We start from the raw sequence: 15,725 nt of genomic DNA on the forward strand, positions 1-15,725 counted from the left end.
GCTCAGGCGGGCGCGCCGCTCGGGGCCGGCGCGAGGGCGTCTCGGGCGACGCGCAGCGCGCGGGCCATCCTCCCCGCGGTGGCGGGGACGGTCGCGCGGAGGTCGATGCGGGCGAGCGCGACCTGGCCGCTGGTGCGGACGACGACGAAGCCGAAGCGCTCGAGGAGCGCGCGGTCGAAGAGGGTGTGGTGCCCGAGGAAGCGGTCGGCCGACGGGACCTCGTCGGGGTAGCCGATCGCGAACGACTCGACGGCGGCGACGTCACGCGCCTTCAGGTCGGCGAGGGCCTCCAGCAGGAGCCGCTCGCAGGCGCCCTCGGGGTCGTCGCCCTCCAGGTACGTGCAGGTGATGAGGGCCGCGTCGCGGCCGGGGGGACCGGCGGGCAGGGCGAGGGCGCGGGGGAAGAGCTCCGCGGGGCCGTACTGGACCATCCCCCGGAAGCCGTCGCCCTCGCGCAGGACGCGCCCGAACCCCCCGTGGCGGCGCTGGACCGACTCCGCCCACGCCTCCTTGCGGCGCTCGTCGGTCACCACGCGGTCGTGCTGCCAGAACGTGCAGCTGATGCAGGGCGGCGGCAGGTCCCCGCGCGTCGCCGCGGTGAGGGTGCTGATGCGGCTCACGGGAGGATGATAGGCCCCGCGGCCCGGCTCACCGGCACGTCGGGTCGTCGACGGCGCAGACGCCGCCCATCCACACCGGCATCTCCCGCCAGCCGCCGTCCGCGGGGACGACGCCGCCGTACGTCTCCGCGAGGTACGCGAGGATCCGCCGCCGGTCCCACACCGCGACGGTGCCGTCGACGAGCATCGGCACCTGGGGCGGCTCGCCCTGGGCGGCGACCAGCGCGGCGCGCGCCACCGGGTCGCCCCGGACGGTCACCGCGTCGTAGGTCATGCCGAGTGCGTCGAGGGCCTCGCGGACCTCGACGCACTTCCAGCACGAGGGCGCGTCGTAGAGGATCACGACGCGACCGGGGGTCAGACCCCGACGGTCTCCAGCACGCGGTCGACCGGGACCATGTGGCGCTTGAAGTCCATGATCTTGCGGTCGATGCCGAGCGCGAGGCCGATGAGCTGCGGCAGGTGCAGCACCGGCATGTTGTACTCGGTCCCGTTCAGCGCCTCGGCCTTGCGCTGGTAGGCGTCCATCGCGAGGTGGCAGAGCGGGCACGGCGTGACCATGCAGTCGGCGCCGGCGTCACGGGACTGCGAGAGCGCGACGTGCGACTCGCGCAGGGCGACCTCCTCGCGGGCGAGGACGATCGGGAAGCCGCAGCACTTCGACTTCGCCTCGTAGTCGGCGACCTCGCCGCCGAGGGCGGTGATGAGCCGCTCCAGCGACTGCGGGCGGTCCGGGTCCTCGAAGCCCATCACCGACGACGGCCGGAGGAGCTGGCAGCCGTAGTAGGGGGCGACGCGGAGGCCGTTCAGGCCGCGGGGGCCCTGCTTCTCGAGCAGGGACAGGCCCTCCTCGGTGGCGAGGTACCACAGGAGGTGCGTGACCTCCTTGGTGCCCTCGTAGGGGCGCGCCCCGACCTTCACGAGCTCCTCGTTGACCTGCTCGAGGAGCCGCGCGTCCTCCTTGACCATCTTGTTCGCACGGCGCAGGTTCAGCGTGCAGACGTTGCAGATGGTGAGGATGTCGACGCCCATCTCCTCGGCCTGCGAGAGGATGCGGACGTTGAGCGTGAGGTACAGGTTCGGCTTGGCCTCGGCGATGTCGCCGGCGCCGCAGCACGTGGCCGCGGGCATCGGCAGCAGCTCGATGCCGAGCATCGGCGCCAGGTGCTTCGTGGTGGCGTCGAGCTCCTTCGAGCTGAACTCGGCGATGCAGCCCGGGTAGTACGCGAAGCGGGTGACGCCGCCCTCCGGCGTCTCCCCCGTCGGGTCCGTCAGCGCCGGGGCGGTCGTCGCCATCTAGATCGTCTCCTTGACGTTCTTCATCAGCTTCTGGACTTCCTTGAGCTTCTTGATCCGGTGCGGGATCGGCGACGGCGCCTTGCCGTGCCGCAGCATCTGGATGGCGAACGGGATGTCGAACTGGGCCTTGATCGGGTCGGTGAAGGGCACCAGCACCGTCTCGTTCAGCTTGCCGCCCGTGCGCATCGACAGCAGGAACGCCTTCGCGTGGCGGGCGCCCGCGTCCTTCATGGAGCGGCCCTCCTGGAACGCGATCCCGCCGAGCTTCTCGATGGCGTCGCGCGGGTTGACGCCCTTCGGGCACCGCTCGTTGCAGTACATGCAGCGGGTGCAGTCCCAGACGCCGTGCTGGCCCGTGTAGAGCTTGGCGCGCTGCTTGCGCTCACCGTCGCGGACGTCGCCGGCGAAGCGGTAGCCCCAGGCGAGGGCCGCGGGGCCCACGAACTCGGGGTCCGCCGCGAGCGAGTTGCACTCGGAGTAGCAGGCGGCGCAGAGGATGCACGCGCTCTCCTTGAAGAGCTTGTTCATGTCCTCCTTGGAGACCAGGCGCTCCTTCTCGGGCGCCGGGCCGTCCGGGATCAGGTACGGCTTGACCGCCTTGAACTTGTCCCAGAACGGGTCCATGTCGACGATCAGGTCCTTCAGCGGCGTGAAGTTGCCGATCGGATCGACCTGGATCGTGTCGGTCTCGAACTCCTTCTTCACGTCCTCGACCTGGCTCATGCAGGCGAGGACGGTCTTGCCGTTCGCCTTGCAGGCACAGGACCCGCAGATGGCGCTGCGGCACGAATACCGCACCGCCAGCGTGCCGTCCTGCTCGTTCTGGAGCTGGAGGATCGCGTCGAGGAGCGTCATGTCCTCGCCGTGCTCCAGGTCGAACGACTGCCGGTACGCCTCCTCGGAGACGTCGGGCTGGAAGCGGAAGATGTCGAGTGTCGTGGTGGCCATCAGTAGGACCTCACCTGGGGCTGGAACTTGGTCACGGTGACCTCGGAGTAGTCCAGGCGGATCTGGTCGTCCTCGAGGTACGAGAGCGTGTGCTTCATCCAGTTCTCGTCGTCGCGCTCGGGGTGGTCCGTGCGTGAGTGGGCCCCCCGGCTCTCGGTGCGCTCGACGGCCCCCGCCACCATGGTGGCGGCGAGGTCCAGCAGGTAGCCGGTCTCGATCGTGTGGATCAGCGACTGGTTGAAGGTGCGGCCCTTGTCCGTCACGACCACGCCCTTGAACTGCTCCCGCAGGTCCTCGACCGTGGCCTGCGCCTCGCGCAGGTCGGACTCGGTGCGGAACACGCCGACCTTCTCCTGCATCGTGTCGGAGAGGACGTCGCGCAGCTCGTGCTGCTTCGGGCCCTTCGTCCGCTCGAGCATGATGCGGATCTCCTCCTCGGTGCGGCGGGCGGCCTCGGGGGTCGCCTGGATGCCGCGGCCGTTGAAGATCTGCGAGGCGTAGCGCGCCGCGGCGCCGCCGGTGCGGGCGCCGAACACGACGGCCTCCAGCAGCGAGTTGCCGCCGAGGCGGTTCGCACCGTGGACCGAGACGCAGGCGCACTCGCCGGCGGCGAACAGGCCCTGCATGTGCGGGGCGGCGCCCCACGAGTCCACGTGCACGCCACCCATGTGGTAGTGGGCGCCGGGCCGGATCGGGATGGGCGCCTCGATCGGGTCGACGCCGGCGAACGCCATCGCCAGCTCCCGGATCTGCGGCAGCCGCTCCATGATCTTCTCGCGGCCGAGGTGGCGCAGGTCGAGCAGCACCGACCCGTTGATGCCGCGGCCCTCGAGGATCTCGGTGGCCTCGGACCGCGACACGACGTCGCGGGAGGCGAGCTCCAGCTTGTTGGGCGCGTACTTGCTCATGAAGCGCTCGCCCTCGGAGTTCAGGAGGTAGCCGCCCTCGCCCCGGGCGCCCTCGGTCACGAGCACGCCGCTCGGGTTGAGGGTCGTGGGGTGGAACTGCATGAACTCCATGTCCTTCAGCGGCACGCCGGCCTTGAGGGCCAGGCCCATGCCGTCGCCGGTGGACGAGTGGGAGTTCGTGGAGGGGCGGTAGACGCGTCCGGCGCCGCCCGTGGCCAGCACGACCGCCTTCGCGCCGATGGTCTGGATGGTGCCGTGGACCATGTCGTAGGCGACGACGCCGGCGCAGCCGCCGTGGTCGTCCTGCACGAGGTCCGTGACGAACCACTCCTCGTACGTCGGGATGTCGTACTTGACGCACACGGTGTAGAGCGTGTGGAGGATGACGAGGCCGGTCAGGTCGGCCGCGAAGCAGGTCCGCGGGAAGCCGGCACCGCCGAACGGGCGCTGCGCGATCTTGCCGGTGCTCTCGTGGCGGCTGAACACCGCGCCCCAGTGCTCGAGCTGGATGATCTCGCCCGGTGCGTTGTTGCAGAGGATCTCGATCGCGTCCTGGTCGCCGATGTAGTCGGCGCCCTTGACGGTGTCGAAGGTGTGGTTGTCGGGATGGTCGTCGGTCTGGTTGCCCAGCGCCGCGTTGATCCCGCCCTGCGCCGCCCCGGAGTGGCTGCGCACCGGGTGGACCTTGGTGACGAGCGCGACGTCCACGCCCGCCTCGTGCGCCGCGATCGCCGCGCGCATGCCCGCGAGGCCCGCGCCGACCACCACCACGTCATGGCTGAGCAATGTCCGTGCCCTCCGCGTCTCGGTTGCCCTCCGCAGGACTCTACCGGACGGACACCCCGGGTCCTCCGGGTCATTCGTCGCTGCCCGGGCGGGCGGTGGCACCCGCCGCGCCGTCGCCCGGCGGTGCATGATGCGCCGCGATGACCCTCGACGCAGCCCTCACGCTGGGCGTGATACTCGTGGTCCTGGGGGTGCTGGTCGCCGACCGCGTGTCGCCCGCCCTCGCGGTCCTCGGCGGCACCGTGTTCCTGCTCGTGTCGGGCGTCATCGATGCGGACGACGCGTTCGCGGGCTTCTCCAACTCGGCGCCGCTCACGGTCGCGGCGCTCTACGTGGTCGCGGCCGCCGCGGCGCGCACCCGCGTCGTCGAGACGCTCGCGAGCCGCATCGCCTTCGCGGCGCGCCCCGGGGCGCGCGAGCCGGGCGAGCGCGCCGCCCTCGCCCGGATCGTGCTGCCGACCGCGTCGGCGTCGGCGTTCCTCAACAACACCCCGATCGTCGCGATGGGCATCCCGCCGATCCTCTCCTGGGCCCGCCGCACCGGCCGCTCGCCCTCCCGGTACCTGATGCCCCTGTCGTTCGCCGCGGTGGTCGGGGGCACGGTGACCCTGATCGGGACGTCCACGAACCTCGTCGTGTCCGGGCTGATGGAGGACGCCGGGATGCGGTCGATGGGGTTCTTCGAGATCGGCGCCGTCGGCCTGCCCTTCGCGCTCATCAGCATCGTGGTGATGCTGGTCGTGACGCCGCGCCTGCTGCCCGAACGCCGCGCCCCGAGCGAGGACGTCGCCGCCGACGCGCGCGAGTTCACGCTGGAGATGATCGTCGAGGACGGCGCCGCGATCGCCGGTCGCTCGATCGCCGACGCCGGCCTCCGCAGCCTGCAGGGCGTGTACCTCGTGGAGATCGAGCGCGACGGCCGGCGGATCTCGTCGGTGCGCCCCGACGAGCTGCTCGCCGAGGGCGACCGCCTCACCTTCGCGGGGGCCGTGGACCGGATCGTCGACCTCCAGGCCGTCCGCGGGCTGCGGTCGGCGGAGGAGCGGCACTTCGGCCGGGTGGGCACCGCCCAGGAGCGCCGCCTGTACGAGGCGGTCGTCGCCCCGTCGTCGTCGCTGGTGGGCTCCACCCTCAAGGAGGCGGGCTTCCGCGGGCGGTACGGCGGCGCGGTGATGGCGGTGCACCGGGCCGACGAGCGGGTGCCCGGCAAGCTCGGCGAGGTGCGCCTGCGCAGCGGCGACGTCCTGCTCGTCCTCGCCGGGCCGGCCTTCCGCCCCCGCGCGCTCGACGAGCGCGACTTCTCGGTGGTCGCGGCGCTCGACGGGGAGCCGCCGCCGCTCTCCGGCAAGGCCCCCCTGGTGGGCATCGTGATCGCCGGCCTGATCCTCGCGGCCTCGACGGGGCTGATGGACATCCTGCCGGCCGCGTTCCTCGCGGCGTTCGCCGTCGTCGGGCTCGGCGTGCTCACCCCCACCGAGGCCCGCGACTCGATCGACCTCGACGTGCTCGTGGTGATCGCGGCGTCGTTCGGCCTCGGGCGGGCGATCGAGCAGAGCGGCCTCGCCCAGGACATCGTGGACGTGGTGATCGACCCGCTGGGGGCGTTCGGCGACCTGGGCCTGCTGTTCGGCGTCCTGATCGCCACCATCGTCGTCACCGAGATGATCAGCAACAACGCGGCGGCGGTGCTGCTGTTCCCCATCGCGATCGCCACCGCCGCGAGCGCCGGCATGGACCCGCGGCCGTTCGCCTTCGCGGTCGCCATCGCCGCCTCGTCGTCGTTCCTCACCCCGATCGGGTACCAGACCAACACGATGGTCTACGGCATCGGCGGCTACCGCTTCGGGGACTTCGCGCGGCTCGGCTTCCCGCTCGCCATCGTCATGGTCGTGGTCGCGATGATCGTCATCCCGCTGGCGTGGCCGTTGCGCTGACGACGTCGCCGCCGGGCGCCACGGGGCGTCGCGGAGGGGCCGGTTCGGTATGCTCGATCGGGTTTGCGGCCGCCACGAGGCGGCCGTTCGTCAGAGAACGCCTGTGAAGGAGTCGTACTCGTGGGACACCGCGTCACGTTCATTCCCGGCGACGGCACCGGGCCGGAGATCGCCGAGGCCACCAAGCGCGTCCTCGACGCGACCGGGGTGGACTTCGAGTGGGACGTCCAGGAGGCCGGCGTCGACATCATGGAGACGGCGGGCACGCCCCTCCCGGACTCCGTCATCGAGTCCATCCGGGACACCACCGTCGCCATCAAGGGCCCCATCACCACCCCCGTCGGCCACGGTTTCCGGAGCGTCAACGTCGCTCTACGGAAGGCCCTGGACCTCTACGCCTGCGTACGCCCCTGCAAGAGCTACGAGGGTGTGCGCTCGAAGTACGAGGACATCGACCTCGTCATCGTCCGCGAGAACACCGAGGACCTGTACGCCGGGATCGAGTTCGAGAAGGACACTCCCGAGAACCTCGCGATCATCGAGAAGATCATCGAGCTGGACCCGAGCGCGCGGGGCACGATCAAGCCGCACGCCGGCATCTCGATCAAGCCGATCTCGGTGGAGGGCACCCAGCGCGTCGTGCGCTACGCCTTCGACTACGCCAGGGAGAACGGCCGGTCGAAGGTCACGGCCGTCCACAAGGCCAACATCATGAAGTACACCGACGGGCTCTGGCTCGCGGTGGCCACCGAGGTGGCGAAGGAGTACCCGGACATCGAGTTCGAGGAGCGGATCGTCGACAACATGTGCATGCAGCTCGTGCAGAAGCCCGAGCTGTATGACGTGATCGTCCTCCCGAACCTCTACGGCGACATCCTCAGCGACCTCGGCGCCGGCCTCGTCGGCGGCCTCGGCGTCGCGCCGGGCGCCAACATCGGCGCCCACGCGGCCCTGTTCGAGCCGACCCACGGCAGCGCGCCGAAGTACGCCGGCCAGAACAAGGTCAACCCGCTGGCGATGATGCTCTCCGGCGTGATGATGCTGCGGCACCTGAAGGAGATCGACGCCGCGGACCGCATGGAGGGCGCGATCGCCGAGCTCGTACGCGAAGGGAAGTCCGTGACCTACGACATGAAGCCGAACCGCGACGACCCGACGGCCGTCGGGACGTCCGAGGTGGCCGACGCGCTCATCGAGAAGCTCCAGGTGACCGCGTGAGCGCCGCCAAGGCCCCGCTCCGCGTCGCCGTCACCGGCGCCGCCGGCCAGATCGGCTACTCGATCCTCCCCCGCATCGCCGCGGGCGAGGCGTTCGGCAAGGACCAGCCGGTCATCCTGCAGCTCCTCGAGATCCCGGTCGACAAGGTCCAGGAGGCGCTGAAGGGCGTCGCCATGGAGCTCGACGACTGCGCCTTCCCGCTGCTGCAGGGCCTGGTGCTCACGGGTGACCCCCGCGAGGCGTTCGCCGACGCCGACTGGTGCATCCTTGTCGGCTCCAAGCCGCGTGGCCCGGGCATGGAGCGCGCCGACCTGCTGAAGGACAACGGCAGGATCTTCATCGAGCAGGGCAAGGCCATCGACGAGGTCGCCTCCGCGGAGGCCCGCGTCGTCGTGGTCGGCAACCCGTGCAACACGAACTGCATGATCGCCGCGTCGCAGGCCTCGCGCCTCGGCCCGGAGCGGTTCACGGCGATGACCCGGCTCGACCAGAACCGGGCGCAGACCCAGCTGGCGCAGAAGGCCGGCGTCGCGGTCACCGAGGTCGACGACATCGTCATCTTCGGCAACCACTCCCCGACGATGTTCGCGGACTTCACCAACGCGACGATCTCCGGCAAGCCGGCGCGCGACGTCATCGGCGACGACGCCTGGCTCGAGAACGAGTTCCTCCCCACCGTCGGCAAGCGCGGCGCGGCCATCATCGCGGCCCGCGGCCTGTCGTCGGCGGCGTCGGCGGCCAACGCGGCCATCGACCACGTCCGCTCCCTGCACACGCCGGGCGACGACATCCACTCGATCGCCGTGAGGTCCGACGGCTCGTACGGGTTCGACGAGGGCGTGTGGGCGTCGGTGCCGGTCCGGACGACCGCGCCGGGCACGTACGAGGTGGTCCGCGAGGGCTGGGACCACGACGAGTTCGCGAAGGGCAAGATCGCCGCGACCAACGCCGAGCTGGTCGAGGAGCGCGAGACGGTGAAGGACATGCTCGGCTAGACGCTCCGCGCACGGGCCGGCCGGTCGGCCGGCCCGTGCCGCAGCGCCCCGCGGGAGGGGGATCCCGCACGCGGTCCGCGGCCGACTACGGTCGAGGCCCGAGACGGCCCGCTGCCACACTCGCGACGTCCGGTGGGCGTTCGCGTGGAGGCACCCCGTGGTCCTGATCTGGTTCGTCGTCTGGTTCATCGCCGACCTCATCGGCGACCGCGAGCCCCTGCTCCTCGACCCCGTGAACCTCTGGGCGGGGCTGCTGCTGTTCGCGCTGGCGCTGGACCTGTCCGCAGCGGTCGCGGGCGGCGCGCGCGGGCGGCGCTAGGCCGGCCTCAGGAGAAGAAGCGGCGGCGGACCAGGCGGGAGACGACGACGCCGACGGCGGCCCCGGCGACAGCGGACAGCACGATCACCCAGATCAGCGAGATGTCCGCCGCGAAGAAGACGAACGAGACCCGCACCGGATCGCTGTTCTCGATCACGAAGATGAGGAGCAGGCTGACGACGAGGACCAGACCGCCGGCGAGGGCGAGCTGCCGGATCTGGCGCTCGTCGAGCCCGTCGCGACCCGGGGGCCCCTCGGGCGGACGGCGCTCCGGCAGGTGGTCGGCCACGCCCGGGGCGCCTAGCCGGTGGTGACGGCGGCGGCGCGGAAGACCGCGCCGAGCCGCTCCATGCCCTCCTCGATCTCCGCCGGGCCGACCCCGCTGTAGGCGAGGCGCAGCGTGCGCTCCCCGCCCTCCAGCACGCAGTCGCTGCCCTTGACGTAGGCGATGCCCGCCGCGGCGGCGGGTTCGAAGAGCTCGTCGGCCGACAGGCCGGCCGGGAGCGTCATCCAGTAGAAGAAGCCGCCCTGGGGGGTCGTGAACTCGGTGCCCTCGGGCATGTGGCGCATGCCCTCCGTCATCGCGTCGCGCCGCTCGCGCATGAGCGCGGTGACCTTCTCGATGTTCGGCTCGAGCCCGCCGCCCGCGATGAGCTGGTGGATCGCGGCCTCCGACAGGAGGGCCGGGGAGATGTAGGTGCGCGACGCGGCGCCGGCGAGCTTCGCGGCGATCGCGGGGGGCGACACGAGGTAGCCGACGCGCAGGCCGGGGGCGACGGTCTTCGAGAAGGACGAGGTGAAGATCACCCGGCCGGGGTCGGCCATCGTCCAGAGCCCGGGGAGGCTCTCCCCCTCGAAGCGCAGGCGCCCGTAGGGGTCGTCCTCCAGCACGAGGATGTCGTGGGCGTCGCAGATCTCGATGAGGCGACGGCGGCGCTCGGCCGACAGCGTCGCGCCCGACGGGTTCTGGAAGTTGGGGATCGTGTAGAGCAGGCGGGGCACCCGGCCGGCCTCGCAGGCGGCGGCGAGCGCCTCGACGTCCATGCCGTCGGCGTCCATCGGGATCGGCAGGACGTCCATGCCGTGCAGGGTGAGCTGCAGCAGCGCCCGGTCGTACGTGGGGCTCTCGACGGCGACGACGTCGCCGGGCGACAGCAGCGTCTCCAGCAGGAACACGAAGCCCTGCAGGGAGCCGTTGGTGACGAGGACCTGGTCGGGCTGGGCGCCGTGCTCGGCCGCGAGCAGCTCACGCAGCGGCGGGTAGCCGTTGCCGGTCCCGTAGGAGAGCACGCGGACACCGTCGTCGCGGAGCGCCGCCGCGGCGCACGCGGCGATGACGTCCGCCGACAGGGCCTCGGGGCACGGGGCCCCACGGGCGAAGGAGATCGAGGTCGGCACGGCGGTGGAGTCTAGAGGACGGCCGCGGGGGCCGCCGGGTTCACCGGTCGGCGGCGCGCCGCGCGGCGGCGGCCTTCAGCACCCGGGCCGATGCGACGCAGAAGTTGCTCACGCCGAGGGGCGTGCGGGTGAACCCCTTGCCGCGGTAGGGCCAGACGCGCCAGACGTAGCAGGTGCCCGGGCGCAGCTTCGTGCGCGGGACGGTGTAGCTGCGCTTCTTGGGGAACGCGGACAGCACCTTCTTCACCGCCGTGACGCGGCCGTTCGGGCCCTTCGCCGCGCGGAAGAGCTGCACGTTGTAGAGGCGGGTGCCGGCGGGGCCGCGGGCCCAGCGCAGCACCGGGGTGCGCGTGCGGACGGTCACGCCGGCCTTCGGGTACAGGCGGGCGGCGTTGCGGCGAGGCAGCACCGCGGTCTCGCGCGCGGCGGGCGCCGCCGGCGCGGCGGGTGTGGCGATGGCGAAGGCCTCGCCGGCGGGGGCCGAGACGTTCCCCGCGGCGTCGATCTGCTGGACGGAGAACCCGTAGGCGCCCGCCCCGAGGCCGGTGACCGACGCGGAGGTCGTCGGCGTGTCCGCCGCCGGTCCGATCGGCAGGCCGCCGGCGGTGATGACCCAGCGCGAGGTGGCGCCCGGCTCGGTGGTCCACGAGAAGGCGCCGCCCGTGGACGCGGGGCGGCCCGTGATGACGGGCGGGGCGGGCGCGAGGGTGTCGACCTCGAAGTTGCGGGTCGCCTCGGCGCTGACGACGCCGACGCCGGAGACCTGGGTGACGCGGAAGACGTAGTCCCCGTCGGGGAGGGCGGTGAGGGCGGCGCGCGTCGCGGCGCCGGAGCCCTGCTGCACCACCCGGGTGTCGTCGACGCCGACGGCGGTGACGTCCCAGCGGAAGGTGGAGGCCGCCGTGCCGGTCCACGCGAAAACGGGGGCGGTCGTGCGGGTCGGGCCCACGGGGCCCTCGGTGATCGCCGGGGCGGGCGGCACCGTCGGGTCGACCGTGAACGAGCGCTTCGTCGAGTTGCGGGAGTTGCCGGCGACGTCGTACGAGCGGACGTACCACGTGACCCGCTGGAGGGGGTTCAGCGGCGTGGCGGTGGTGCGCGTCGCCGAGAACTCGGAGCGGCCGTCCACGTGGGGCACCGTCGCCAGGATGCGCGGGGCGCGGCCCGCCTCCTCGACCCACACCTCGTAGCGCTCGACGCCGGAGGTGTCGTTGCCGGCGCGGCTCCACGTGTAGGTCGGCTCGGCGGCGATGCGGGCGTCGACGCCCGGCTGCTTCGGCTGCCCCGCGGTCGGGGCGAGCGCGTCGAAGCGGATGGGCCCGACGGAGCCCGTCCCCTGCAGCCCGACCCGGTCGGTCGCGGTGCGCCGGATCGTCAGGTTGCGGCTCTGGATGTTGTTCGGGGTGTTCTGGTCGCGGTCGGCGCGCGCGGCGTCGAGGGTCTCGGTGGCCGGGCAGCTCGCGACACCCGACCCGCCGGGGTCGGCGCAGGTCCAGGCGATGGTGGCCCGCGTGTACCAGCCGTTGCGGCCGTTCGGGGCCGCGGGGGAGATCGTCCCGCGGATCGTCGGCGCCGTCAGGTCGACCCGCACCTCGCGCGTGGCGGGTGCGCTGCTGACGCTCGTCCCGGTGGCGGGATCGGTCTCCGTCGCCACGACGGCGATGGAGTGGAGGCCCTCCCCGAACGACGTCGCGTAGAGCGGTCCGTCGGTCGGGATCGGTGCGCCACCGTCCACGCTGACCGTGTAGCCGAGCGTCCCGGCGCCGGCATCGGCCGGGGGACCCCACGTGAACGTCCACGCCGTCGCCTGACTGGGGGACGCGGGACTCGACGACAGGTTGCTCGGCGGCGCGAGCGCCGTCGCCGTGGACGCCCACACGAGCGCCGAGAGGACGGCCGCGACCAGCGCGCCGGCGGTGGACCGGCGACGTGGGGGCGTGCGCCGGGTCACGCCGGGCGCACGGCTGCGCCGCCGCACGCGCGGCGGCGCTCGGGACACGGCGCGCTCAGTCGGTCCTCAGCTGCGCGTCGTCGATGTAGACCGCCATCCCGGTGACCGCCTGCTTGGTGCTGTAGTAGACCTCGAGCTGGTTGCCCGCGGCGAGCGGGGCCAGATCGGCGGTCGCGACCTGGAAGCTGTTCGTCAGGACGACCGTCGGTCCTGCGAAGTTGCGCAGGACGGTACCGGACGGGTTGCGCTCGCGGAAGAACAGCTCGAACGGCTTGCCCACCGCCGAGCTGGTGGCCGCGCGGACCGCCACGCGGGCGTGGTAGGTCGTCGCGACGGTCGAGGTGACGGTGGTCGGCGCGTCGTCGAGCGTGAACGCCGTCCCCGTGGTGCGCGTCACCTTCACGGCCCAGCTGCCCGCGGGGGTGCCGGCCACCTGCTCGCGGGCGAGGCTCGCCTGCCACGTGGTCCATCCCGTCAGGTTCGTCTCGAACGAGCCGTTCGCGATCAGGTTCGTGCCGCCCGGCGGCGCCGACGAGACCGTCAGCGTCCGCGACGCGATCGTCTCGGCGGCGTCGTCGTCGGTGACGCGGATGCGCACCGTGACCGGGCCGGCGGTGGTGTAGGCGCGGGACGCCGTGGCGCCGGTGCCGTCGTCGAAGCCGTCGCCGTCGAGGTCCCAGGCGCGGGCGGTGATCGTGCCGTCGGAGTCGGTGGACGTGTCGGTGAACGTCACGGTCGCGCCGACGAGCGGGGTGAGCGTGCTCGCGTCGAAGGAGGCGACCGGCGGCGTGTTCGACGGCGTGGTCGCCGACACGGTGAGCGTCCGCGACGCGATGGTCTCGGCGGCGTCGTCGTCGGTGACACGCAGGCGCACCGTCACCGGGCCGGCGGTGGTGTAGACCCGCGAGGCGGTGGTGCCGGTGCCGTCGTCGAAGCCGTCGCCGTCGAGGTCCCATGCGCGGGCGGTGATCGTGCCGTCGGAGTCGGTGGACGTGTCGGTGAACGTGACCGTCGCCCCCGTCTGCGGGGTGAGGGTGCTCGCGTCGAACGAGGCGACGGGCGGCGTGTTCGCCGGCGCCGACGAGGTCACGGTGACGGTGCGGGTGCCGATCGCGCTGGCGCCGTCGTCGTCGGTGACCCGGATGCGCGCCGTGACGGTGCCGGGGGCGGTGTAGGTCCACGTCGCCGTCTGGCCGGTGCCGTCGTCGAAGGCGCCGTCGCCGTCGAGGTCCCAGGCGCGCGCCGCGATGGTGCCGTCCTCGTCCGTGGAGTTGTCGCTGAACGTGACCTGCTGGCCGACCGTCGGGTTGAGGGTGTTCGCACCGAAGGAGGCGGTCGGGGGCTGGTTGCCGCCCTGGCCGTTCGTCAGGGAGACGGCGTCCACGTAGAACGCGCTGCCCGCGACGGCGTTCAGGTGCGCGAGGTAGATCTCGATCCGGTTGCCCGCCGCCTGCGGCGAGACCTGGGCGCTGACCCGCTGGAAGCTGTCGGTCAGCGTCACGGTCGGGCCGCTGATGGTGCGCAGCACGGCGCCGGAGGCGCTCCGCTCGCGCAGGTGCACCCGCACCGTCGCGCCGAGCGACGCGGTGGCCGCCGACTTCACGTACGCGGCGCCGGTGTAGGTGGTCCCGGCCGTCGCGTTGGTGACCGAGTCGGGTGTGTCGTCGAGGGTGAACGAGGTCCCGGCGGTGCGGGCGACGCGGGCGACGGTGACGCCGAGGGGCGCGTCGGCGAGCTGCACCCGGGAGAGGCTGGCCTGCCAGGTGGTCCAGTTGGTGAGGTTCGTCTCGAAGGAGCCGTTGGCGACGAAGTTGGTGCCGGGGTCCGGCGCGGGGTCGACGGGGCCCGGGTCCACGATCTGGATGGACACCTCGTCGAAGGCCGTCGGGACCGCGGTGCTGGTGGCGCGGATCGTGACCGCGCCGCCCGCGGGCACGGTGGCGGGGGCGACGTACAGCCCGGCGGTCGTGATGGTGCCGACGGTGGCGTTGCCGCCCGTGACGCCGTTGACCGCCCAGGTGACGCCGGGCGAGCCGTTCAGGACGGTGGCGGTGAGCTGCGCGCTCGTGCCCTTGTTGAGGGTCGCGGGGGCGCCGGAGATCGCGACGGTCGTCTCCACCGGGGCGGTGCCGACGGTCAGGGTGACCGCGGCGGCGGCCGGGGTGCGCGGGAACTGGCTGGTCGAGTCGAGGGCCGTGTAGGTGAAGGTGTCGGGGCCGCTCGCGCCGCCGTTCGGGGTGTAGGTGACGGTGTCGCCCGTGATCGTCGAGCCGACGGCGAGCACGGTGGTGCCGCTGCGCAGCACCCCGTTGGCCGGGAGGCTCGCGATGCGGAAGCGCCGGGCGCCGGGGCTGCCGAACGTCTGCGACCTCAGGGTGATGGTGGACGCCTGCGCCGCGGGGAGCGTCCCGGCGTTGACGGCCTGGGCGCGGTAGCCCGGGATGGTCGTGTCGGCGGCGGCGAAGGCGACGGTGTTGTTCGCCTCGCTCGCCTCCTGGATCACGTTGTCCGTGTCGATCTCGGCGCCGAGGCGGTACACGCCCGGCTGGACGTCGGAGACGTCCACCCACTGCATCGCGAGGCTCGCGCCGTACCGGTCCCGCCACCCGGCGGAGATGCCGGTGGTCAGGCTCGTCGCCGACGGGTTGCCCTGGTTGCAGAAGTTGAGGTTCTCGTAGACCGGGTTCGCGGGGCCGGTGGTCTCACGGCGCTGCGTGTCCTCGAGGCAGAAGCCGACCTTCTGACCCGGGGCGACCTCGGCCGTGCGGGCCTGGTTCCACAGCGAGTAGCGGGCGATCTTCTGCAGGTGGAAGTGGTTGTGGCCGTCCTGCGTCTCGTACAGGATCCGCGGGTACTTGCCGGCCGTCGGCGGGTCGGTCGCCTGCATGCCCGAGGGCGTCTGGACGTACTGCCGCGTCGTCTGGAACTCCGCCCCGCTGCGGTTCGAGCCGCGCACCTCGAGGGGCCCGGGGCCGATGTTGTGCACGTAGCCGTCGAAGCGCAGCAGCAGGGACTGCGAGGCGTCCGGGAACGTGTGCTGCTCGAGCGCCGGGAAGGCCGGCGGATCGGCGACCAGGTCGGGGAGCACGGCCCCGCTGGGGACGGCCCCGCCCACGATGGGCAGCGCGACGGCGAGGCTCGCGGCGGCGGCGAGCAGGAGGGGGATGACGCGGCGTCGGGTTCTCACCCACGAAGGATCCCACGACACCGGCGCGCCGCGGACCTGAGCGACAGGACAGGGCGGCCCCCCCTTTCGGTGGGGCCGCCCCGCGTGGTGCTAGATGTAGTTCCCAGGAAGGTTGTTGAGGGGCGAGGGCCTCCGAGACGGTTAGAGCTGTCGAGGTTCCAA

General features: G+C 72.5%; 13 protein-coding genes. 4 read left to right on the forward strand and 9 right to left on the reverse strand.

Annotated elements, in window-relative coordinates; all coding sequences use genetic code 11:
* Window positions 1-2: 2 nt before the first annotated feature.
* From IU369_RS15455 to IU369_RS15475, 5 genes are read right to left on the reverse strand one after another with little or no spacing between them, the layout of a single operon-like run.
* Window positions 3-620 (reverse strand): hypothetical protein, encoded by a 618-nt coding sequence (locus IU369_RS15455; protein ID WP_217921879.1) that lies wholly within the window; start codon window positions 618-620, stop codon window positions 3-5.
* Between the two features lie 28 nt (window positions 621-648).
* Window positions 649-963 carry a glutaredoxin family protein gene (locus IU369_RS15460; RefSeq protein ID WP_217921880.1) on the reverse strand — a complete coding sequence of 105 codons (315 nt, stop codon included), beginning with the start codon at window positions 961-963 and terminating at the stop codon, window positions 649-651.
* 14 nt (window positions 964-977) lie between these two features.
* Entirely contained in the window at window positions 978-1,916 is a 939-nt protein-coding gene (locus tag IU369_RS15465; RefSeq protein WP_217921881.1) for a CoB--CoM heterodisulfide reductase iron-sulfur subunit B family protein, read from the reverse strand.
* Entirely contained in the window at window positions 1,917-2,867 is a 951-nt protein-coding gene (locus IU369_RS15470) for a succinate dehydrogenase/fumarate reductase iron-sulfur subunit (RefSeq protein WP_217921882.1), read from the reverse strand. It abuts the gene before it with no gap.
* On the reverse strand, window positions 2,867-4,561 hold the full coding sequence (locus IU369_RS15475) for an FAD-binding protein (RefSeq protein ID WP_217921883.1): 1,695 nt from the start codon (window positions 4,559-4,561) through the stop codon (window positions 2,867-2,869). Before IU369_RS15475 ends, IU369_RS15470 begins: the two co-directional genes overlap by 1 nt.
* Before the next feature lie 140 nt (window positions 4,562-4,701).
* Here IU369_RS15475 and IU369_RS15480 point away from each other — a divergent pair, with 140 nt between their 5' ends.
* The 4 genes from IU369_RS15480 (at window position 4,702) to IU369_RS15495 (ending at window position 9,027) form a co-directional block, all read left to right on the forward strand.
* Window positions 4,702-6,495, forward strand: a complete 1,794-nt coding sequence (locus IU369_RS15480) for an SLC13 family permease (RefSeq protein WP_217921884.1) — start codon at window positions 4,702-4,704, stop codon at window positions 6,493-6,495.
* Window positions 6,496-6,615: 120 nt separating this feature from the next.
* On the forward strand, window positions 6,616-7,713 hold the full coding sequence (locus IU369_RS15485; RefSeq protein ID WP_217921885.1) for an isocitrate/isopropylmalate dehydrogenase family protein: 1,098 nt from the start codon (window positions 6,616-6,618) through the stop codon (window positions 7,711-7,713).
* Window positions 7,710-8,708, forward strand: coding sequence for a malate dehydrogenase (locus IU369_RS15490; protein ID WP_217921886.1), 999 nt, complete (start codon window positions 7,710-7,712; stop codon window positions 8,706-8,708). Before IU369_RS15485 ends, IU369_RS15490 begins: the two co-directional genes overlap by 4 nt.
* A 157-nt stretch (window positions 8,709-8,865) precedes the next feature.
* Window positions 8,866-9,027 (forward strand): hypothetical protein, encoded by a 162-nt coding sequence (locus tag IU369_RS15495; protein ID WP_217921887.1) that lies wholly within the window; start codon window positions 8,866-8,868, stop codon window positions 9,025-9,027.
* A 7-nt stretch (window positions 9,028-9,034) separates the two neighbouring features.
* On the opposite strand, the gene IU369_RS15500 is transcribed toward IU369_RS15495, so the two are convergent.
* The 4 genes from IU369_RS15500 to IU369_RS15515 are packed head-to-tail and all read right to left on the reverse strand — an operon-like array spanning window position 9,035 to window position 15,563.
* The gene (locus IU369_RS15500) at window positions 9,035-9,316 is read right to left on the reverse strand and encodes a lipopolysaccharide assembly protein LapA domain-containing protein (RefSeq protein WP_217921888.1); all 282 of its coding nucleotides are present in this window, start codon (window positions 9,314-9,316) and stop codon (window positions 9,035-9,037) included.
* Between the two features lie 11 nt (window positions 9,317-9,327).
* A complete protein-coding gene (locus tag IU369_RS15505; protein WP_217921889.1) occupies window positions 9,328-10,425 on the reverse strand; it encodes an aminotransferase-like domain-containing protein in 1,098 nt (365 codons plus the stop codon).
* 40 nt (window positions 10,426-10,465) lie between these two features.
* Window positions 10,466-12,424, reverse strand: coding sequence for a hypothetical protein (locus IU369_RS15510; RefSeq protein ID WP_217921890.1), 1,959 nt, complete (start codon window positions 12,422-12,424; stop codon window positions 10,466-10,468).
* Between the two features lie 7 nt (window positions 12,425-12,431).
* The gene (locus tag IU369_RS15515) at window positions 12,432-15,563 is read right to left on the reverse strand and encodes a PKD domain-containing protein (RefSeq protein WP_217921891.1); all 3,132 of its coding nucleotides are present in this window, start codon (window positions 15,561-15,563) and stop codon (window positions 12,432-12,434) included.
* Window positions 15,564-15,725 lie beyond the last annotated feature (162 nt).

Source organism: Miltoncostaea oceani (assembly GCF_018141545.1).
Classification (GTDB): domain Bacteria; phylum Actinomycetota; class Thermoleophilia; order Miltoncostaeales; family Miltoncostaeaceae; genus Miltoncostaea; species Miltoncostaea oceani.